Source organism: Streptomonospora alba (genome assembly GCF_000826685.1).
In the GTDB taxonomy this organism is placed as follows: domain Bacteria; phylum Actinomycetota; class Actinomycetes; order Streptosporangiales; family Streptosporangiaceae; genus Streptomonospora; species Streptomonospora alba.
In genome coordinates, this window is record NZ_JROO01000023.1 from 50253 (window position 1) to 70923 (window position 20671).

Genomic DNA, 20671 nt, shown 5'->3' on the forward strand with positions numbered 1-20671 from the left:
CCGGGCCGTTTCGCGCGCTCCCGGCGCCCTCGTCTCCGACTGCATCCACTTCTCGGCCACCGCCTCGTCTCCAGCGGGTACGGTCACGACCGACCTCGGTTCCGCATACTCCCGCGGTCCCGGGGCGGGCATCAGCATGGCCTCGCGTCCCGCATCCGACTTCTGTATAGCGGACATTAACTTTTACAATTCGAAAACGACAAGAGTCGGCGGGCGCCGGCGCACCCGGCGCCGCGATCGCCGGGCACAAGGATGGGAGCAGCTGACGTGGCTACCTCGCAGGCGGCGGCCGACGCCGACCCCGGACCCCGCACGCGCTCGGGCGGCGTGCAATCGCTGGACCGCGCGTTCTCCCTGCTGGAGATCATGGCCGAGGCCGGCGGCGAGGTCTCGCTGAGCCAGCTCGCCGACTCCTCGGGACTTCCGCTGCCCACCATCCACCGCATCATCCGCACCCTGCTGGCCAACGGCTACGTCCGCCAGCTGCCGTCGCGGCGATACGCTCTGGGCCCGCGGCTGATCGGCCTGGGCGACAGCGCCTCGCGGATGCTGGGCACCTGGGCGCGGCCCCACCTGAGCCACCTCGTCGACGAACTTGGCGAGACCGCCAACCTGGCGATGCTCGACGGTGACAAGGTGGTCTACGTCGCGCAGGTGCCCTCCCAGCACGCGATGCGGATGTTCACCGAGGTCGGCCGGCGGGTGCTGGCGCACTCGGCGGGGGTGGGCAAGGCGCTGCTGGCCCAGCTGCCGGAGAAGGAGGCGCTGGCGGCACTGCGCAGAACCGGCATGCCCGCCGCCACCGACCGCACCATCACCGGAACCGAGACGTTCCTGGCCGAGATGAACCGCATCCGCGAGCGGGGCTATGCCATCGACGACGGCGAGCAGGAGGTCGGTGTGCGCTGCCTGGCGGTGCCGGTCCTGGGCGGCCCGGCGATGATGGCGGTGTCGATCTCAGGCCCGGAGGCCCGGGTGAGCTGGGACTTCGTCGCCCGCGCCGCCCCGATCGTGCGCCGGACGGCTCTGCAGTTGGCCGGGGACCTGGAGCACCGCGACTAGCGGGCCGCCGAACGGGACCCGCCCAGCAGGAGCCGGGCCCGGGCCGCGCCCGGCCCGGGCTCAGGTCTGCTGGTCGAACCCGAGCCGGCGCAGCTGCTTGGGGTCGCGCTGCCAATCCTTGGCGACCCGAACCCGCAGGTCCAGGTAGACCTTGGTGCCCAGCAGCGCCTCGATGTGGCGGCGTGCGACCGATCCCACCTCGCGCAGCCGCGCTCCCTTGGCCCCGATCACGATCGCCTTCTGGCTGGGCCGCTCGACGTAGAGCGAGGCGTAGATGTCGAGCATCTCGCGGCCGGGGCGGGTGTCCTCGCGCGGCAGCATCTCCTCGACCGTGACCGCGATCGAGTGCGGCAGCTCGTCGCGGACCCCCTCCAGGGAGGCCTCGCGGATGAGCTCGGCCACCATCATCTCTTCGGGCTCGTCGGTGAGGTCTTCGACGGGGTAGAGCGGGGGCCCCTCCAGCAGGTGCCCGCAGAGGACGCCGGTGGCGGTGTCGACCTGGAACCCGGACTCGGCCGAGACGGGCACGACGTCGGCCCACTCCCCCAGCTGCTCCACCGCGACGAGCTGCTTGGCCACGCCGGCCCTGTCGGTGCGGTCGGTCTTGGTCACGAACGCGACCACCGGGGTATCGCGCTGCGCGGCCAGCTCGCGGGCGATGTAGGTGTCGCCGCGCCCGATCGGCTCGTCGGCGGGGACGCAGAAGCCGATCACGTCGACCTCGACCAGGGTCGAGCGCACCAGGCTGTCCAGCCGCTCCCCCAGCAGGGTGCGCGGCTTGTGCAGCCCGGGGGTGTCCACGATGATCAACTGCGAGTCTTCGCGGTGCACGATCCCGCGTACGGTGCGCCGGGTGGTCTGGGGCTGGGTGCTGGTGATGGCCACCTTCTGGCCGACCAGCGCGTTCATCAAGGTCGACTTGCCCACGTTGGGGCGGCCGACGAAGCAGGCGAAGCCGCTGCGGAAGCCCTCCGGGTAAGAGGGCATCGCCAGCGGGGTCCGCAGCTTCTCCAGGTCGAGGTCGTCCATCTCTCCAGTCTCGTCTGCTCCCGCGGCGGACGCCACCGCCGCGGTATCGGGCGCTCGCGCGCTCAGGCGTGCAGGGCTGCGGTGGGGGTGCCGTCCGGGCCGGCCAGCACCACCAGCGGTGTCTTCATGTCGGCCGCCACCGCCCGGTCGGCCTCGGCGGCCTCCGAGGCTGCGGTGACCACAGCCGCGGCCTCCAAGGCCCCGGCCTCGCTGGAGACCGCAGCGGCGACGGCGGCCTGCAGCGCCGTCAGCTTCAGCGACGGCAGCTCCACCGTCGCGGCCGTGTAGGTGCGGCCGGTCTCATCACGTACTGCCGCGCCCTCGGCGGCCTGGGTACGGGCGCGCGTGGCGCGCGCCAGGGTGATCAGCTTCTCGTCCTCGGGGTCGAGCTGGTCAGGCGTGGAGCTCTCGGTCACTCTCGCCCTCCTCCCATCGGGGTCGTCTCTCGGCGCGGCCGCGGCCGCGCCCGGGCGCGTGGCGGGCCTGGAGGCCGCGCTCGGCGGCCTCAGCGCGGTCGCGCGAACTCACTCTTCGCCCGCCTCGGCCGGTTCCAGCGCCTCGACCAGGACCGTGGCGGTCTGGTTGCGGCGGCCCACCGTGTCCTCGGCGGTCAGCCGCAACCCAGCGTATTCGGCCTGGGAGCCGGTGATGGGCACGCGCCCCAACGCATAGGCGAGCAGCCCGCCGACCGTCTCCACGTCGGCGACGTCCAGCTCGGTGCCGAACAGCTCCGCCAGCTCGCCCAGAGGCAGGCGGGCGGTGACGCGTGCGCGGCGCTCGTCCAGGCGCTCGATGGGCGGAACCTCGTCGTCGTACTCGTCGGTGATCTCGCCGACGATCTCCTCGACGATGTCCTCGATGGTGACCAGCCCGGCCGTCCCGCCGTACTCGTCGATCACCACCGCCACGTGGATGCGCCGCTGCTGCATGTCGCGCAGCAGCTCGTCGATGGGCTTGGAGTCGGGCACGTAGGAGGCGGCGCGCATCACGTCGCCTACCGTCTGGCCCTTCTGCGCGCCGCGCTCCGGCGCCCCGCCTCCGTTCGTCCACTCCTGGTGCGCCCGGGCGACGACGTCCTTGAGGTAGACGATGCCGATGACGTCGTCCTCGTCCTCACCCAGGACCGGGATGCGGGAGAATCCGCTGCGCAGCGCCAGGGAGAGCCCGTCGTCCAGGGAGGCGTCGCGCTCGACGAAGACGATGTCGGTGCGCGGCACCATGACCTCGCGCACCGAGGTGTCGTCGAGCTTGAACACCGAGTGGATCATCTCCCGCTCCTCCGCGTCGATCACGTGGCCGCGTTCGGCGAGATCGACCAGGCGCCGCAGCTCGCTCTCGCTGGTGAAAGGGCCGCTGCGGTCACCGAGGTTGCGCGGGGTGAGTGAGCGGCCCAGCCGGACCAGGACGCGCGAAACGGGTCCCATGAGCCACGCCAGCGGCACCACCGCGTTGACTCCGGCCGCGGCCACCGAAGGCGCGAACTGGCGACCCAGGATGCGCGGCGTGACGCCGACGAACACGTAGTCGACGACGATCATCACGCCGACGGAGCAGGCGATGGCGGCCCAGCCGGTGCCCAGCCAGCCGATGAAGCCCACCGCCAGCGACACGGTCGCCAGCACCTCGCAGGCCACGCGCAGCAGCAGCACCGTGTTGAGGTGCTCGGCCGGCTCGGCCAGGACCCGGCGCAGGCGCCGGACCGCCGGGCTGTCGTCGCCCGCCTCGGTCTCCATGCCTCCGCTGCGGGTGACCGCCACCTCGGCGCTCACGAAGAACGCCGCGGCCAGCACGAACACGGCCGCGAGGGGGAACGCGTAGGCAGGATCGAAGGGCGCGCCGGCCGCAGCCGCCGCCAGATGTCCCCCGTCTGCCACCGCCGTCGGCGCCGGGCTCGAAGAGCCGGCGCTCATCGGGCGGTGTCTTCTCTCTCGTGCGGACGGCCGCCGGCCGCACCCTCATCGGCCCGCCAGCCCGAGAGCAGTTCGCCCTGCAGGCCGAACATCTCCTTGTGCTCGTCGGGCTCGGCGTGGTCGTAGCCCAGCAGGTGCAGGATGCCGTGCGTGCACAGCATGTCGGTCTCCTCCTGGGCGCTGTGGCCGGCCTTCTCGGCCTGGCGCGCCGCGACCTGCGGGCAGATGATCACGTCGCCCAGCACGCCCGGTTCGGAAGGGCGGTCCTCCTGGCCTCCGGGACGCAGTTCGTCCATCGGGAACGAGAGCACGTCGGTGGGGCCGGGTTCGTCCATCCACCGCACGTGCAGCTCGGTCATCGGCTCCTCGTCGACGAGGACGATGGACAGTTCGGCCAGCGGGTGGATCCGCATGGCGTCCAGGACGTAGCGGGCCAGTCGGGACAGTCGTTCCTCATCGGCGGGAACGCCCGACTCGTTGGCGACGTCAATACTCATTGCTCAGCGCGCCTTCGTCTCGTGCTCGGTGTCGGGGGCGGCGGCACGCCGGCGCCGACCGCACCGCGCCGTGCGCGAAGGGCGGTCGGGCCGCGGCCGCGTCATCCTCTAGGTGCCGGTGCCGTTGCCGGAGCGGGACCCCCCTGACCGCCCGCGCGTGCCCTGGGACCCCTTCTGCTGCTGGCCGTCGTACCGACCATAGGCCTCGACGATGGCGCTGACCAGCTTGTGCCGCACCACGTCGGTACTGGTCAGGCGGCGGAAGCCGATGTCGTCGATGCCGTGCAGGATGTTCTCGATGGTGCGCAGCCCGCTGGTGGTGCCGTCGGGCAGATCGACCTGGGTGACGTCGCCGGTAACCACGATCTTGGAGCCGAAGCCCAGGCGGGTCAGGAACATCTTCATCTGCTCGGGCGAGGTGTTCTGCGCCTCGTCGAGGATGATGAAGGAGTCGTTGAGGGAGCGCCCGCGCATGTAGGCCAGCGGCGCGACCTCGATCGTCCCCGCCGACATCAGCTTGGGGATCGACTCCGGTGCCAGCATGTCGTGCAGCGCGTCGTAGAGCGGGCGCAGGTAGGGGTCGATCTTCTCGTAGAGCGAGCCCGGAAGGTATCCCAGCCGCTCGCCGGCCTCGACCGCGGGGCGGGTCAGGATGATCCGGTTGACCTGCTTGTTCTGCAGCGCCTTGACCGCCTTGGCCATGGCCAGGTAGGTCTTGCCGGTGCCGGCCGGGCCGATGCCGAAGACCACGGTGTGGCGGTCGATGGCGTCGACGTAGCGCTTCTGGTTGAGGGTCTTGGGCCGGATGGTGCGCCCGCGCGACGAAAGGATGTCGTGCGTGAGCACGTCGGCGGGCCGTTCCTCGTCGCCGCCCGGAGAGCGCAGCATGCCCAGCGTGCGGTCGATGGCGTCGGGCGTGACCACGGTGCCGTTCTTGACGAGTTCGAGCAACTCTTCGATCAGCCGCACCACCACCGAGGTCTCCTCGGGGCTGCCGCTGATCGTGATCTCGTTGCCGCGAACGTGGATGTCGCTGTCGAAGGAGCGCTCGACGGTGTGGAGCAGCTCGTCACCGGAGCCCAGCAGGTGGACCATCATGTGCTCTTCGGGCACGACGATCTTCACCTGGTGAGTGCTCTGTTGTGTTGAGTCGACCATGATGTGGCCTTGCGGCCGTCTCGCCCCTGCCTCTCGCGGTCCGAAGGTCGGGTTCGCCTGTCGCGCGGCCCCGCTCGGGAGGACGTGATCACCGTGGCCGCAGTGATCGAAGCGAACTCTGTCGTGCGTTTTCAGTCTACCAACGGCGCTGCGCCGCTCTCCTGCATTATCCGGGGGCACCGCTCATCCGGGGGGCCACTCCATGCCCCGCCCGCCCAGCAGGTGGCAGTGCAGGTGGAAGACCGTCTGCCCGGCACCCGAGCCGGTGTTGAACACCAACCGGTACCCGGTGCCGGCGATCCCCTCGTCTTCGGCGATGGCGTGGGCCTCGCTCACGATCGCGTCGACCAGACCGCTTCCGGCCTTGGCGGCCGAGGCGGCGTCGGGGTGGTGCTCACGCGGGATGACCAGCACGTGCGTGGGAGCCTGCGGGTTGATGTCGCGGAAGGCCAGCACGCGCTCGCCGTCGCGGACGATCTCAGCGGGCACCTGGCCGGCGGCGATCTTGCAGAACAGGCAGTCGGGCTCGGTCGTGGTCACCGTAGGGCCTCTCCGTCTCCGTGGTCCGATGCGGCCGCCCGCGGCGGCCGGATCGCCGGTCGCGCGGGCGTCCTCCATGATGCCTGAGCTCGACGCCTGAGCGGAGCGCACCGCCGCGGGCGCCGGACGGGGCGGTGCCGCCGAATCCCTCTCCGCCGCCCGCCACCCGCCGCCCCTCGGGCGGTCCGGCTGCCGAACCCGCGCCCGATCTTCTACGGTTGCGTCATACCGTGCACGTGCGGTGTGTGTCATATCCCCGCTCGCTCAGCCAACCGTCCCCTCAGCAAGTGGTGCTCCCGTGAGGTCTCCCCACCCGTCCGCCCGCGCGGACGCTTCCCGCCCGCTGCGCCCTGCCCCATGCGCCGCGGGCCCTTCTTGCGCACCGCGCAATGTGGGCCGCGCCGTCCTGTACTGTCAGCACACCGCCGAAGCGGCGGCGCCTGCGAGGCACCGGGGCGGCCCGGGCTCGCGAGGCGACACGGCGATCGGCCAGCGCTGCTTGATCCCGGCGACGACGACGCGGAACGAGAAGTACAGGTATGCCCTTTCGTAAACCCGACGAGAAGGGCGCGCGTCAAACGGATGTGACTGAAACGATGGTCGCAGGGGCCACAGCGGCACCGTCCGCTGTCGACTGGGACGCCGACCAAGCCGTCACCCAGCTCTACACGACGCAGTACCGTCCACTGGTCCGACTGGCCACCCTGCTCGTTCGCGACTCCGCCACCGCCGAAGAGGTCGTACAGGACGCCTTCGTCGCGATGCACGGCGCCTGGCGCCGGCTGCGCGACCCCAACAAGGCACTGTCCTACCTCCGCCAATCCGTGGTCAACCGGGCCCGGTCGGTCCTACGGCACCGCGCCGTGGTAGAAAAGCACGCGCCCAAGGCCCTACCCGACGCACCCAGCGCCGAGCAGGGGGCGATGAGCGAGCTCGAGCGAGCGGCGGTCATCGAGGCCCTGCGCCATCTGCCCTCCCGACAGCGGGAGGCGGTCGTACTGCGCTACTACGGCGACTTCTCCGAGGCGCAGATCGCCGACGCGATGGGCATCAGCCGCGGCGCAGTCAAGAGTCACACCGCACGGGGTATAGCCGCGCTCCGCTCGGCTCTGGAGCAGACGACATGACCGAACCACCCCACGACCCCATCGAGGAGCGGCTGCGCGCCATCCTGCGCGCCGAAGCCGACTCCGTCGATCCCTCTCCCGAGGCGCTGAACGCCATCCGGTCCCGCACCCAGCGCACGAGCTGGGCTACGGTCCTGCTCAACGCCTCGTGGCTGCGGCCCTCGTTGGCGGTGGGAGCCGCGGCGCTGATCGTCGGTTCGGTGCTGCTGGGAACCCCGCAGGTGCGCGATCAGATCCTGCCGCAGTCGCTGACCACCCCGGCCTCGGAGTCCGGGACCAGTCCCCGGGACGACCCCTCCGGTGACGGAGCCCCCAGCGAGGCCCCGTCCACACCCGGACCCGCCGAGCTCCCGAGCGAGGGCGCGGTCCCCCCGCCGGGGAGCCCCTCCCCGGGTCCGACCGAGGGCGATTCCACGCCCCTCGGCACCGACGACCCCTGCACCGCCGGCTCCCCGGCCCCGCGGCCCAGCGCCTCGCCCGACGGAACGGGGGACTCCGCGGACGGCACGTCGGGCACCGGCTGCGGCTCCACCGAGGAGCCCTCCGACCCCACCCAGGAGCCTCCGCCCGACGATCCCGGCGACGGCTCGGAAGGCGACTCCAGCTCGCCGCCCGACGACGGCGCGGGCGGCGGCGACGGCGGGGTGGACGACGGCACGTCGACCACCCCCCCGGATGACACGACCTCGGGCAGCGGAGAGGGAGACACCGCGATGGCCGGGGTCGCCTGACGGCCGGCGAGCGGTGCGGGGCCGGGCCCCTCGACGCCGGTCCCGCCCCGGATCGGCCACCGCGGCGATTCGTCGTCGAGCCGGTGGACGATCCGGCGGTCGCGGGCCGGGCTCACCACCGTCCGCAGCGCGCCTGCAGCACGGCCAGGGCGGCCACGCCCGCCGTGGACGTGCGCAGCACCGTGGGCCCCAGCAGGGCACGCACCGCGCCCGCGGTCTCCAGCGCCCGCAACTCGCCGTCGGCGAACCCGCCCTCGGGTCCGACCACGACGACGATCCCGCCGGTATCCTCTGCCTCCTCACCTGCGCCGGGGGCATCCCCCGACAGCAGCGGCCCGGGCAGCGGAAGCGACGACAACCGCGAGTCGGCGTCCTCGTGCAGGAGGATCCCCGCGCCGGCGGCCGCCACCCGCGCGCACACGTCGCCGATGCCGGCGAGCTCGGCCACTTCGGGGATCCGGCTGCGCCGCGACTGCTTCGCGGCCTCGCGGGCGGTGGAGCGCCACTTGGCCAGCGACTTGGCCGCCCGCTCGGGCCGCCAGCGCGTGATGCAGCGCTCGGCCGCCCACGGCACGATGCGGTCGACTCCCGCCTCGGTCATCACCTCGACCGCCAGCTCGCCGCGGTCGCCCTTGGGCAGCGCCTGGACCACGGTCAGCCGCGGGCGCGGCGCCGCTTCGGCGACGCGCTCCTCGACCGCGCAGACGACACGGTCCTTGCCGACCTCGGCCACCCGGCAGCGCGCCCGGGTACCGGCGCCGTCCACCAGATGGACGGTCTCGCCGACGGCGATTCGCCGCACCGCGGCGGCGTGGCGGCCCTCGGCTCCGGAGAGCACGGCGGTGTCGCCGTCCAGTTCACCCGGCTCGCTGAGGAAGACCGGAGCTGTCACACCTGCCCCCATCCCACGGCCGGGCCCCTCCGCCCGGCATGACGACCCGGCACACACGCGGGCCGGCACCACGCCGTGCGCGGTGCCGGCCCGTCGCGCCGGAGTTTCCGGCACACCTTCCGCATGGCGGCCCCGGAGGCGTCAGCGCGCGCCGAAGGCGTCACGCAGCCGGGAGAACAGGCCGCCGTGGCCCGGGCTGAACTTGCCCGGAGGCTGGTCCTCGCCGCGCAGCTCGGCGAACTTGCGAAGCAGCGCCTCCTGCTCCTCGTCCAGCTTGGCGGGGGTCTCGACGTCGACCTGGATCATCAGGTCGCCGCGCCCCGCGCCGTCGAGGTGGCGGGTGCCGCGGCCGGACAGGGTGATGACGTGCCCGGAGCTGGTACCGGGACGCAGGTCGATCTCCTCGGTGCCGTCGAGCGTGTCGAAGGTGAACGAGGCGCCCAGCGCGGCGGCGGTCATCGGCACCGTTATGGTGCAGTGCAGATCGTCTCCCCGCCGTTCGAAGGTCGGGTGGGGGCGCTGCACGATCTCCAGGAAGATGTCGCCGCGCGGCCCGCCGTTGGGTCCGACCTCACCCTCGCCGGCCAGCTGGATCTGGGTGCCGTCCTCGACACCGGCGGGGATCTGCACCTTGCGGGTGACCTTTTCGCGCACCCGGCCCTCGCCGGCGCAGTCGGCGCAGGGGTCGGTGATGATCGTGCCCTGCCCCGAGCACTGCGGGCACGGGCGCGTGGTCATGACCTGCCCCAGGAAGGAGCGCGCGACCTGCGAGACCTCGCCGCGCCCCTGGCACATGTCACAGGTGTGGCGGTGGGAGCCCTTGGCCGTGCCCTCGCCCTGGCAGGTGTTGCACAGCACCGCCGTGGGGAAGGTGACGTCCCTGGTGACGCCGAAGGCGGTCTCGGCCAGGTCCAGGTCGATGCGGACCTTGATGCTGCGCCCGCGGCGCGCCCGCTCGCGCGTGCTGCGCCCGCCGCCGGCCTGGCCGCCGCCGAAGAACGCGTTCATGATGTCGTCGAAGGGGAATCCGCCTCCGCCGAAGCCCCCGGCTCCTGCTCCGCCGCCGCCACCGGAGGGCGCGAACGGGTCGCCGCCCATGTCGTGCATCCGGCGCTTGCTGTCGTCGGAGAGGACCTCGTAGGCCTGGGTCACTTCCTTGAAGCGATCCTGCGTGGCCGGGTCCGGGTTGACGTCCGGGTGGAGTTCGCGGGCGAGCCGCCGATACGCCTTCTTGATCTCATCCTGGGATGCGTCACGCCGCACCCCGAGGATCTCGTAGTAGTCTCTCGCCACTTACTGCCCCGCAAGTATCTGTCCGAGGTACCGAGCCACTGCGCGTACCGCTCCCATCGTTCCTGGATAGTCCATTCGGGTCGGACCGACCACACCGATCTTGGCAAGCGGCTGGTCGCCGATGCCGTAACCGGCGGAGACGATCGACGTGGATCTCAGACCCTCGTGAGAGTTCTCGGCGCCGATGCGTACCGTCAGCATGGAAGGGTCGCTCATCTCCCCCAGCAAACGGAGCAGGACGACGTTTTCTTCCAATGCCTCCAGTACCTCCCGCAGGCTAGCCGAGAAATCCATCGCGGCGAGATTCGCCGTACCACCGAGGACGATCTTCTCGTCGTGGCGTTCGACCAGACTCTCCAGCAGCACCGACAGCACGGCCGCCGCCATGGCGCGCTCGTCCGGCGGAAGCTGGCTGGGCAGATCCTCCACGGCGTTGGGGACCTCGGTGAGCCACGTACCCACCAAGGCCCGGTTGAGCATCTGGCGGAGGCTGTCGACAGCGTCCTCGCTGACCGCCCCCAGGTTGTCGATGACCCGCTGCTCGACGCGGCCGGTGTCGGTGATGAGCACCATCATCACGCGCTGCTGGCCCAGCGGGACCAGTTCCACGTGCTGCACCGAGGAGCGGGTGAGCGACGGGTATTGGACCACCGCGACCTGCCGGGTGAGCTGGGCCAGCAGACGCACCGTCCGCCCCACGATCTCATCGAGGTCGACGGCGCCGCCGAGGAAACTCTCGATTGCGCGCCGCTCGGCTGCGGAGAGCGGTTTCACCGTCGACAGCCGGTCCACGAAGAGCCGGTACCCCTTGTCGGTGGGGACACGGCCGGCACTCGTGTGCGGCTGTGTGATGTAGCCCTCCTCCTCCAGCGACACCATGTCGTTGCGGACGGTGGCTGGAGACACGCCGAGGGCGTGGCGGTCGGCGAGCGCCTTGGACCCCACGGGCTCGTTCGTGGACACGTAATCCTCGACGATCGCCCGCAGCACCGCAAGCTTCCGGTCGTCGAGCACGTGCTCACCTCCTGGCACTCCATGGTTCTAAGTGCTAATTCTAAGCCGTACCGCAAGAACGGATCGATCACGGGCCGTCCGATCGCACCTGCGCGCCGTCTCGCCGGCCCCCCGCAGGCGCGCACGCCGCCCGGCGCCGGCCGCGGGGCTACCGGTACAATCCCGCCGTGCACACGAGCCGGGGACCGAACGAGAACACGAGGTACGGCGAGGACGTGTTGTCCGGGGACTGGCGCCGCCCGCGCAAGGGCGCCGTCGCCGAAGTCGCCCTGGAGCACGGCCTCGTGCTGGAGTCGGCCGACGAGGGTTTCTGCGGCGCCGTCGTCGGCTGGGACAAGCGGACGGTGACCCTGGAGGACCGCGACGGCCGCCACCGTGTCTTCGACCTGGAGCCCGCGGCGTTCCTCGTCGACGGCCGGCCGGTCACCGCGGTACGCCCGGCCGCGGAAGCCTCGGGCCCCGCCCGCAGCGCCTCCGGGTCGATCGCGGTGCAGGGGGCGCGCTCGCGTGTGGCTCGGGAGAGCCGGATCTACGTCGAGGGTGTGCACGACGCCGAACTCGTCGAAAAGGTCTGGGGCCACGACCTGCGCGTGGAGGGCGTGGTCGTCGAGTACCTGGAAGGCGTCGACCACCTGCCCGCGATCGTGGCCGAGTTCGGCCCGGGTCCGCAGCGCCGCCTGGGCGTCCTCGTCGACCACCTGGTCCCGGGCTCCAAGGAGAGCCGGATCGCCGAACAGGTCTCCTCGCCCGGCGTGCTGGTGACGGGCCACCCCTTCGTCGACATCTGGCAGGCGGTCAAGCCGTCGGTGCTGGGAATCTCCGCGTGGCCGGAAGTACCCCGCGGCATACCGTGGAAAGAGGGCGTTCTGCGGGCGCTGGGCAGCAGCGAGGAGCCCGGCGAAGCGTGGCGTCGCATCCTGGGGTCGGTACGGACCTACGCCGACCTCGAACCCGAACTGCTGGGGCGCGTCGAGGAGCTCATCGACTTCGTCACCGCGGCACAGGGGGTGCCAGACTAGACGAGGCCGGAGCCCCGCGCGCCGCGAGCGCGCGGTGGCCTGCCGGGACACCGGATGGCACTATCGGCCCAACGCAATCGGCACAGCCAAGGGACAAGATGAGCGAGACCCCGCCCAACCGACCACAGCCCCAGGAGGGGCCCTCCGGTGACCACCCGGCACCAGGCCGCGCTCCCTCTGACGGGCAGCCCGGCCAGGGACAGGCGGGCACCGGCGACCAGCAGCCCGACTACCAGCAGCAGGAGTACGGCTACCCGAGCGGGGGCCAGCCTGCCTACGGCCAGCCGAGCGGGGGCCAGCCCGGCTACGGCCAGCCGAGCGGGGGCCAGCCCGGCTACGGCCAGCCGGGATACGGCGAGCAGCCCTACCAGCAGCCCCAGCCCGGCTACGGCTACCCCGGCGGCGGGCAGCCCGGATACCCCCAGCCCGGCTATGAGCAGCCGAGCGGCGACCAGCCGGGGTGGGCCCCGCCCGGCTACGGCCAGCCGAGCGGGGGCCAACCGGGATACGGCTATCCGAGTGGCGGCCAACCCGGCTACGCCCAGCCCGGCTACGGCTATCCGAGCGGGGGCCAGCCCGCTTACGGCCAGCCCGGCTACGGCGAGCAGCCCTACCAGCAGCCCCAGCCCGGCTACGCGCCCGATCAGGGCCAGGGCGGGTACCCCCAACCGGGCCAGCCGCCTTATCAGCAGCCGGCGCCCGGCTACCAGCAGTACCCCCAGCCGGGCTACGGACCCCAGCCGCCTCAGGGGTACGAGCAGCAGCCCGGGGCCTTCCCCGGCGCCCCGCATGCGCCCGGCCATCCCCAGCAGCCCGGATACCCCCAGCAGGGGTACGCTCCCCAGCAGGGCGCCTCCGACGACGCCACCTGGGCGATGATCGCCCACCTCTCCGGCGTCATCCTCGCCTGCTTCGGCTGGCTGCCCGCCCTTGTCATCTACATGGTCAAGCGCGACGACTCCCCGTTCGTGCGCCATCAGGCCAGCGAGGCGCTGAACTTCCAGCTCACGCTGCTGATCCCCTACCTCGTCGCCTGGGTCGTCTACATCGGGCTCGGCGTGTTCGCGCCGCCGATCTCCTGGATCGGCTCCGTGCTCGTCGCGGTGATCTGGGTGGCCTCGATCACTCTGGGCGTGCTCGCCGCGCTCAGCGCGAACCGCGGCAACCGGTACCGCTACCCGGTTTCGATCCGCATGGTGAAATGACCGGGCGCGGGCGGAGGCGACGCACAGCAATACGCCTCCGCCCCGGCGGGAACCCCGCGCTCCGCGCCGGAGTCTGACCCACAGGGAGCTTTCCGCGGCCGGGCGTTCGGCCGGGACACCGGTCCACCGCCCTGCTTCCCCGCCCGTGCGCCGCCGCACACGGTGCACGCGCAGCGCCTCCGGAGCCAGCCGGGGGCGATCCGACAGAGGAGACCAGAGCACCATGAGCTACCCACCCCAGCCCGACCAGCCCTACGGCGGCCAGCCCGACTACCCCGGCGGCTACAACCCGCCGCCCGGCGTAGACCCCAACCACGGCCCCCAGTCGGGCCCCCAGCCCGGTTACGGCCCCCAGCCGGGCTACGGCCAGGGCTACCCCGGCCAGCCCCAGCCCGGTTACGGCCAGGGCTACCCCGGCCAGCCCCAGCCCGGTCAACCGGTGCCCGCCTACCCGCAGGGCTACGGGCAGGGAGGCGGCCAGTACATGCCGTCCTCCGACGACCGCACCCTGGCGCTGGTGGCCCACCTCGGCGGCATCTTCACCTCGTGGATCCTTCCGCTGGTCATCTACCTGGTGAAGAAGGACGAGTCGCCCTACGTGCGCCACCAGGCGGCGCAGGCGTTCAACTTCCAGATGACCATGTTCATCGGGCAGATCGTGTCCTACATCCTGATGTTCCTGATCATCGGCTTCATCACCATCTTCGCGGTGATCGCCTGCGCGATCATCTTCGCCATCATCGCCGCCGTGGCCTCCAACAAGGGCGAGTGGTACAAGTACCCGATGACCATCCCGATGATGACCTGAGGACCCTCCCGGCTTCGGCCCGGCACCGCACCGGCACCGGGCCGAATCGGCGAGGCGGCAGGGGCCGGCGGCCGGTCCCGGCCCGGGAGCGCGCCCCGGGCGCGCTCGGTCAGGTGAGGTCGCGCACCACGGCGTCGGCCAGCAGGCGACCGCGCCGCGTGAGGACGGCGCGATCGTCGGCGTGCGCTGAGGCGTCCAGGAGCCCGTCGTCCACGAGGCGCCCCGCAGCGGCGCGCCCCGGCTCGTCGAGCAGCTCCAGCGGGCAGCCCTCGGCGAGGCGCAGTTCCAACATGATGCGCTCGAAGCGGCGGTCCGCGGCGTCGAGGACCTCGCGGGCGTGGCCGGGCGAGCGGCCTTCGGCCAGGCGGGCGGCGTAGGCGGCCGGGTGCTTGACGTTCCACCAGCGGGTGCCGCCGACGTGGCTGTGGGCGCCGGGCCCCACACCCCACCAGTCGCCGCCGGTCCAGTAGAGGCGGTTGTGGAGGCTGCGCGCCGCCGTCCCGCGGGCCCAGTTGGAGACCTCGTAGGCGTGCAGGCCCGCGGCGCTCAGCGCGTCGTCGGCCATGGTGTAGCGGTCGGCCAGCACGTCTTCGTCGGGTTCGCTCAGTTCACCGCGGCGCACGCGCGCCGCCAGGCGGGTGCCGTTCTCGACGATCAGCGAGTAGGCCGAGACGTGGTCCACGCCCGCCTCGACCGCCGCCCGCAGCGACTCCTTCCAGTCGGCGTCGGTCTCGCCGGGCGTGCCGTAGATCAGGTCCAGGTTGACGTGGTCGAACCCGGCCTCGCGCGCCCACTGGGCGCACTGCTGCGGGCGTCCCGGAGTGTGGGCGCGGTCCAGCACGGCCAGCACGTGCGGGGCTGCGCTCTGCATGCCGAACGAGACGCGGGTGAAGCCCTGCTCGCGCAGCCGGGCCAGCACGCCCGGATCGACGGTCTCGGGGTTGGCTTCGGTGGTGACCTCGGCGCCGGATTCCAGGCCGAACTCGGCGTCGACGGCGGCGAGGATGCGCCCCAGGTCCTCGGGGGGCAGCAGGGTGGGGGTGCCGCCGCCGAAGAAGACGGTGCTGACGGGGATCTCCGCGGCACCCAGGACACGGCGGGCCAGGCGGATCTCGGCGACGGCCCGGTCGGCGTAGCCTTCGCGGGTGGCGGTGTGCTCGCCGTCGCGCGAGACCAGTTCGGCGGCGGTGTAGGTGTTGAAGTCGCAGTAGCCGCAGCGGGTGGCGCAGAAGGGCACGTGGACGTAGACGCCGAAGGGGCGCGTGCCCGCGCCGGCGACGGCGCCGGTGGGCAGGGCGCCGTCGGCGGGTACGGGATCGCCGTCGAGAGACACGGAAGGCATGCCTCCAGTGTCGGCGATGGCGGCGACCGGACGATCCGCCGCCGCTCGCCGCCCCGCCTCAGCCCGGTGCCCGCTCACCTCCGGCGACGTGCACGCCGACGTCGGCGGCCGCCTCCTCCCACACCGCCGAGCGCCCCGGGATGTCCAGGACGCGGCGCAGCAGTTCGCCGTCGCGTTCGTAGCGCGCGCGGAAGGCGGCGGCTACGGCGATCCCGTGGGCGGGCCGGTGCTCCACCGCGATCTCCTCGCCCGCGCTGATCTCGCCCTCGGCCAGGACGCGCAGGTAGACGCCGGTGCGTCCTTCCTGAGTGAAGCGCTTGACCCAGCCGACCTCCTCCATCCACGACCGGAACACCCCGCAAGGGGTGCGCGGAAGGGCGGCCTCCAGCAGCACCGGACCCACGCGCCAGCGCTCGCCGATGAGGGCGGCGGTGAGGTCGATGCCGCGCGTGGTGAGGTTCTCGCCGAAGACGCCGTCGGCCAGCGGCCGGCCCAGCCGCTCCTGCCACAGGTCCAGATCCTCGCGGGCATAGGCGTAGACGGCCTTGTCGGCGCCGCCGTGGTTGGCGCGGTCGGCCTGCTCGTCGCCGTCGAGGCCGTGCGTGCGCACGGCCACCGGGCCCGCGACGGGGCGCTTGTCGATGGCGGTGCGCTTGAGGCGGCCGGCCCACGCGGCGCCGACGGCGCGGCCGGTGCTGACAGAGGCGATATGGGGCATGGCGGCAAGGCTAGCCGGGGTGGCCGCGCGGGTCTTCAGGAGACCCGGACGGGCCGCGAGCGGGCGGCTGCGGACTCCGGAGCGGCCGCCGTCGAGCCGCGCACCACCAGCTCGGGGTCGAAGAGGTACTCGGTGCGGGAGACGCTGTGGCCGGCGACCTCGTCGCAGAGGGTCCGCACCGTGGCCATCGCCATGGCGTGTATCGGCTGGCGCACCGTGGTAAGGGGCGGGTCGGTGAAGGCGATGAGCTGGGAGTCGTCGTAGCCGACGACGGAGAAGTCGCCGGGCACCGACAGCCCGCGCTGGCGGGCGGCGCGTACCGCGCCCAGCGCCATGAGGTCGGAGCCGCAGACCATGGCGGTGACGCCGCGCTGCAGCAGCCGCGACGCCGCCGCGTGGCCGCCTTCGACGCCGAACAGCGACAGCTCGACCAGGCCTTCGGAGTCGAGGCCGTGTTCGGCCATGGCCGCGCGGTACCCGATGAGCTTGCGCCGCACCGGCATGTAGCGGTCGGGCCCGCTGGTGAACCCGATGCGGGTGTGACCGAGTTCGGCCAGGTGATTGACCGCCAGTTGCCCGGCCTCGCGGTCGTCGCAGGAGACGAAGGCGGCGGGCACCTCCTCGGCGTAGCCGTTGACCAGCACGATCGGCAGGTTCTGGGCGATCAGGCGATGGTAGCGGCCGTGATCCGCGGTGGCGTCGGCGTGCAGGCCGGAGACGAAGATGATCCCGGAGACGTTGCGCTCCAGCAGCAGTTCGACGTATTCGTCCTCGACGATGCCGCCGGGCGGGCGGGTGCACAGCACGGGGGTGTAGCCCTGCCGGGCCAGCGCGCCCTCGGCCGCCTGGGCGAACATGGGGAAGACGGGGTTCTCCAGCTCGGGGACGACCATGCCGACCAGTCCGGCGGAGCGCCGTCGCAGGCGTTCGGGGCGCTCGTATCCCAGGACGTCCAGGGCGGTGAGGACGGCCGCCCGGGTGTCGGAGCCCACACCGGGCTTGTTGTTCAGTACTCGGGAGACCGTCGCCTCGCTGACGTCGGCGTGGCGCGCTATGTCGGCCAAACGTGGACCCATGCCCGCACTCTAATGCAGTTTGCCCCTCGCCTCTTGCAACCGATAGGTAATCTTGCGCAATAGTTTGCACCGGAGCTCCGCCCATCCAGCCGCACGGAGGGAACGACCCCTATGCCCAACCCGCCGGAGAACGGGACCGCCCGACCCCCCGCAACCAGGGAGTGGTGGCGCGACGCCGTGATCTACCAGATCTACGTCCGCAGCTTCGCCGACTCCGACGGCGACGGCGAGGGCGACCTGCTGGGCGTGCGCGGCCGGCTGCCCGAGCTCGCCTCGCTGGGCGTCGACGCGGTCTGGCTGACCCCCTTCTACGTGTCGCCGCTGGCCGACGGCGGCTACGACGTGGCCGACTACCGCGACGTCGACCCCCGTTTCGGCACGCTGGCCGACTTCGACTCCCTTATCGCCCGGGCCCACGACCTGGGCCTGCGCATCATCATCGACATCGTGCCCAACCACACCTCCTCGGCGCACGCCTGGTTCCGCGAAGCCGTGGCCGCCGAGCCCGGCGACCCGTCGCGCAAGCGCTACATCTTCCGGCCCGGGCGCGGCCCCGGCGGCGACACACCGCCCAACAACTGGAAGTCGATCTTCGGCGGCCCGGCCTGGACCCGGCTGAAGCGGCCCGACGGGACGCCCGAGGAGTGGTACCTGCACCTGTTCGACCCCGAGCAGCCCGACCTTGACTGGAGCAACCCCGAGGTGCACGCGGAGTTCGAGGACGTGCTGCACTTCTGGCTGGAGCGCGGGGTCGACGGGTTCCGCATCGACGTGGCGCACGGCATGGTCAAGGACCCCGACCTGCCCGACCTGCCCGAGGGGCAGAAGGCCGACCTGCTCGACGGCTCCACCGAGCTGCCCTACTTCGACCAGGAGGGCGTGCACGACATCTACCGCCGCTGGCACGGCATCGCGGCCTCCTACCCCGGCGACCGCGCCCTGGTGGCCGAGGCCTGGGTGGAGGACGCCGACCGGGTGGCGCGCTACCTGCGCCCGGACGAGCTGCACCAGGCGTTCAACTTCGAGTTCCTGACCGCGGGATGGGACGCCGCCGTGCTGCGGCGCGTGATCGGCGGGTCGCTGGCCGCCAACGGTGCGGTGGGCGCGCCCACGACGTGGGTGCTGTCCAACCACGACGTGGTCCGCCACCCCACCCGCTTCGGCGGCGGCGAGCGCGGGCTGCGGCGGGCGCGCGCGGCCGCGCTGCTCACACTGGCGCTGCCGGGCTCGACCTACCTCTACCAGGGCGAGGAGCTGGGGCTTCCCGAGGTCACCGACCTGCCCGAGGACGCGCTGCAGGATCCCACGTGGGAGCGCTCCGGATACACCGAGCGCGGGCGCGACGGGTGCCGTGTGCCGCTGCCCTGGGAGGGCGAGCAGGCGCCCTTCGGGTTCGGTCCGCAGGAGAGCCGGCCCTGGCTGCCGATGCCGGCCGAGTGGGCGCGCTACCGCCGCGAGCTCCAGCGGCGCGACCCCGGCTCCACGCTGGAGCTGTACACGGCTGCGCTGGAGCTGCGGCGCTCGGCGATCGACCAGGACGCCGACCTGGCCTGGGTGGACGCCGGTGCCGACGTGCTGGCGTTTCGCCGGGGCTCGGACTTCGCATGCGCGGTCAACCTCGGCGCCGAGGCCGTGGAGATCCCCGCGGACGTGCTCGCGCCCGCGGCGCGGGAGCTGCTGGCCAGCGGCCCCCTCCGCAGGGAGGACGGCACGCTGGTGCTACCCGCCGACACCGCGGTGTGGCTGGCGCCCCGGGGAGGATGAGCAGGCCGCGGACGCGGGCGGTCCGGCCTCCGTGCCGGACCGCCCCGTATGCGTGCCCGGAGCCGCATCCGCGAGGTGTCGCGGCGGACGTGTGTTTCGGGGGTTTCCGCGGCGTTTCCACATCGTGACCGGATTTGTCTGCAAAACCTTTCAGTTCTTGCAATGAATTGCTAACGTCACCTCACCTCTACAACCGACGAGCCGGGACAGATCGGGGGACCGTCCGCGGCGACACGCCCGACTTGGGAGTCACATGAGAATCCGCAGCGCCGGCCTCGCCGCCGGAACCGCCGCCCTCGCGCTCACGGCAGCGTGCGGAGGCGGCGGCGAAGGAGCCGAGCAGCCCCAGGGCAGCATGGTCATCTGGGCCGACCCCGAACGCACCGACGCCCTCCAGTCCTTCGCCGACGACTTCGGCGAAGCCAACGGAGTCGAGGTGGAGGTCCGCGAGGTCGCCACCGACACCATCCAGTCCGACTTCGTCACCGCTCACGAGGGCGGTTCGGGGCCCGACGTCGTCGTCGGCGCCCACGACTGGATCGGCAACCTGGTGCAGAACGGCGCCATCGACCCCGTCCAGCTCCCCCAGGACAAGGTCGACGCCCTCAACGAGGTCGCCGTCGAGGCCACCACCTACGAGGGCCAGCTCTACGGCGTCCCCTATGCCATGGAGAACCTGGCGCTGATCCGCAACACCGAACTCGCCCCCGAGGCTCCCGAGACCGTCGAGGACCTCGTCGAGACGGGGCAGCGGCTCCAGGAGGACGGCGAGGTCGAGGAGATCCTCGGCCTGCAGGTCAGCCAGACGGGCGACCCCTACCACATGCAGCCCTTCTACAGCTCGGCCGGCGGCTACCTCTTCGGCACCGACGACCAGGGCAACGCCGACCCCTCCGACCTGGGCGTGGGAACGCCCGAGTCCGTCGAGGCCTTCGAGAAGATCGCCGAGTTCGGCGAGGAGGGCAAGGGCGCGTTCAAGCGCTCCATCGACTCCGACAACGTCGGAAACCTGTTCAACCAGGGCAAGACCCCCTACTTCGTCACCGGCCCCTGGTCGCTGGCATCGGTGCAGGAGGCCGGCGTCGACTACGACATCTCACCCGTCCCCGGATTCGAGGACGGCGGGGACGCGGTGCCCTTCGTCGGCGTGCAGGCCTTCTTCGTCGCCTCCGGCAGCGAGAACAAGGTGCTGGCCGAGGAGTTCGTCACCAACTACGTCGCCGATCCCGAGCTGTCCACAGCGCTGTACGAAGCCGACCCGCGCCCGCCCGCGCTGACCGAGGTCTCCACGCAGGTCAGCAAGGACGACCCCGATGTCGGCAAGTTCATCGAGGCCGGCGCCGACGGCAAGCCCATGCCGGCCATCCCCGAGATGGACGCGATCTGGGACCCCTTCGGCAAGGCCCAGGCCGCGGTGATCGGCGGCGCCGATCCCGAAAAGGCCGTGGACTCGGCCGCCGAGACGATCAGCGAAGAGATCGGCTGA

The 20671-nt window shown here is 72.1% G+C and carries 20 protein-coding genes; 8 read left to right on the forward strand and 12 right to left on the reverse strand.

The window, feature by feature from the left end; genetic code table 11:
* The first annotated feature begins 327 nt into the window (after window positions 1-327).
* Window positions 328-1062, forward strand: coding sequence for an IclR family transcriptional regulator (locus LP52_RS12585; protein ID WP_040273583.1), 735 nt, complete (start codon window positions 328-330; stop codon window positions 1060-1062).
* Window positions 1063-1122: 60 nt separating this feature from the next.
* Here the strand turns inward: LP52_RS12585 and era are convergent, their stop codons facing one another.
* The 6 genes from era to LP52_RS12615 all read right to left on the reverse strand — a co-directional run bounded on the left by era (window position 1123) and on the right by LP52_RS12615 (window position 6196).
* Complete coding sequence (gene era / locus LP52_RS12590; RefSeq protein ID WP_040273513.1) at window positions 1123-2091, reverse strand: GTPase Era; 969 nt, start codon at window positions 2089-2091, stop codon at window positions 1123-1125.
* A 62-nt stretch (window positions 2092-2153) separates the two neighbouring features.
* Window positions 2154-2507: a hypothetical protein gene (locus tag LP52_RS12595; protein ID WP_040273515.1), complete on the reverse strand. Its 354-nt coding sequence runs from the start codon at window positions 2505-2507 to the stop codon at window positions 2154-2156.
* Window positions 2508-2615: 108 nt separating this feature from the next.
* Window positions 2616-4001 carry a hemolysin family protein gene (locus LP52_RS12600; protein ID WP_084723147.1) on the reverse strand — a complete coding sequence of 462 codons (1386 nt, stop codon included), beginning with the start codon at window positions 3999-4001 and terminating at the stop codon, window positions 2616-2618.
* The gene (gene ybeY / locus LP52_RS12605) at window positions 3998-4498 is read right to left on the reverse strand and encodes an rRNA maturation RNase YbeY (RefSeq protein ID WP_040273517.1); all 501 of its coding nucleotides are present in this window, start codon (window positions 4496-4498) and stop codon (window positions 3998-4000) included. Before ybeY ends, LP52_RS12600 begins: the two co-directional genes overlap by 4 nt.
* 108 nt (window positions 4499-4606) lie before the next feature.
* Window positions 4607-5656 (reverse strand): PhoH family protein, encoded by a 1050-nt coding sequence (locus LP52_RS12610; RefSeq protein WP_040273518.1) that lies wholly within the window; start codon window positions 5654-5656, stop codon window positions 4607-4609.
* 183 nt (window positions 5657-5839) lie between these two features.
* A complete protein-coding gene (locus LP52_RS12615; protein ID WP_040273519.1) occupies window positions 5840-6196 on the reverse strand; it encodes a histidine triad nucleotide-binding protein in 357 nt (118 codons plus the stop codon).
* A gap of 596 nt (window positions 6197-6792) precedes the next feature.
* On the opposite strand from LP52_RS12615, the gene LP52_RS12620 reads away from it, so the two are divergent.
* Window positions 6793-7323: a SigE family RNA polymerase sigma factor gene (locus LP52_RS12620; protein WP_040273520.1), complete on the forward strand. Its 531-nt coding sequence runs from the start codon at window positions 6793-6795 to the stop codon at window positions 7321-7323.
* On the forward strand, window positions 7320-8054 hold the full coding sequence (locus LP52_RS25765; protein WP_052809777.1) for a hypothetical protein: 735 nt from the start codon (window positions 7320-7322) through the stop codon (window positions 8052-8054). The genes LP52_RS12620 and LP52_RS25765 overlap by 4 nt, the downstream gene beginning before the upstream one ends.
* A gap of 112 nt (window positions 8055-8166) precedes the next feature.
* On the opposite strand, the gene LP52_RS12630 is transcribed toward LP52_RS25765, so the two are convergent.
* The 3 genes from LP52_RS12630 to hrcA form a co-directional block, all read right to left on the reverse strand.
* Window positions 8167-8946, reverse strand: coding sequence for a 16S rRNA (uracil(1498)-N(3))-methyltransferase (locus LP52_RS12630; protein WP_040273521.1), 780 nt, complete (start codon window positions 8944-8946; stop codon window positions 8167-8169).
* A 141-nt stretch (window positions 8947-9087) separates the two neighbouring features.
* Window positions 9088-10239, reverse strand: a complete 1152-nt coding sequence (gene dnaJ / locus LP52_RS12635; protein ID WP_040273523.1) for a molecular chaperone DnaJ — start codon at window positions 10237-10239, stop codon at window positions 9088-9090.
* Window positions 10240-11253: a heat-inducible transcriptional repressor HrcA gene (gene hrcA / locus LP52_RS12640; RefSeq protein WP_040273524.1), complete on the reverse strand. Its 1014-nt coding sequence runs from the start codon at window positions 11251-11253 to the stop codon at window positions 10240-10242.
* A gap of 215 nt (window positions 11254-11468) precedes the next feature.
* On the opposite strand from hrcA, the gene LP52_RS12645 reads away from it, so the two are divergent.
* The 3 genes from LP52_RS12645 to LP52_RS12660 all read left to right on the forward strand — a co-directional run bounded on the left by LP52_RS12645 (window position 11469) and on the right by LP52_RS12660 (window position 14285).
* Entirely contained in the window at window positions 11469-12272 is an 804-nt protein-coding gene (locus LP52_RS12645; RefSeq protein ID WP_040273526.1) for a DUF3097 domain-containing protein, read from the forward strand.
* Between the two features lie 98 nt (window positions 12273-12370).
* Window positions 12371-13477: a DUF4870 domain-containing protein gene (locus LP52_RS26555; protein ID WP_084723149.1), complete on the forward strand. Its 1107-nt coding sequence runs from the start codon at window positions 12371-12373 to the stop codon at window positions 13475-13477.
* A 223-nt stretch (window positions 13478-13700) separates the two neighbouring features.
* On the forward strand, window positions 13701-14285 hold the full coding sequence (locus LP52_RS12660; protein WP_040273527.1) for a DUF4870 domain-containing protein: 585 nt from the start codon (window positions 13701-13703) through the stop codon (window positions 14283-14285).
* 109 nt (window positions 14286-14394) lie between these two features.
* Here LP52_RS12660 and hemW read toward each other — a convergent pair whose 3' ends face one another.
* From hemW to LP52_RS12675, 3 genes are read right to left on the reverse strand one after another with little or no spacing between them, the layout of a single operon-like run.
* On the reverse strand, window positions 14395-15627 hold the full coding sequence (gene hemW, locus LP52_RS12665) for a radical SAM family heme chaperone HemW (protein ID WP_040273529.1): 1233 nt from the start codon (window positions 15625-15627) through the stop codon (window positions 14395-14397).
* A gap of 58 nt (window positions 15628-15685) precedes the next feature.
* Entirely contained in the window at window positions 15686-16345 is a 660-nt protein-coding gene (locus tag LP52_RS12670) for an MOSC domain-containing protein (RefSeq protein ID WP_040273531.1), read from the reverse strand.
* 35 nt (window positions 16346-16380) lie between these two features.
* Window positions 16381-17421, reverse strand: a complete 1041-nt coding sequence (locus LP52_RS12675) for a LacI family DNA-binding transcriptional regulator (RefSeq protein ID WP_084723150.1) — start codon at window positions 17419-17421, stop codon at window positions 16381-16383.
* Between the two features lie 111 nt (window positions 17422-17532).
* On the opposite strand from LP52_RS12675, the gene LP52_RS12680 reads away from it, so the two are divergent.
* Together LP52_RS12680 and LP52_RS12685 are read left to right on the forward strand one after the other, a co-directional pair.
* Window positions 17533-19185: a glycoside hydrolase family 13 protein gene (locus LP52_RS12680; protein WP_040273533.1), complete on the forward strand. Its 1653-nt coding sequence runs from the start codon at window positions 17533-17535 to the stop codon at window positions 19183-19185.
* A gap of 253 nt (window positions 19186-19438) precedes the next feature.
* The gene (locus tag LP52_RS12685; protein ID WP_040273534.1) at window positions 19439-20671 is read left to right on the forward strand and encodes a sugar ABC transporter substrate-binding protein; all 1233 of its coding nucleotides are present in this window, start codon (window positions 19439-19441) and stop codon (window positions 20669-20671) included.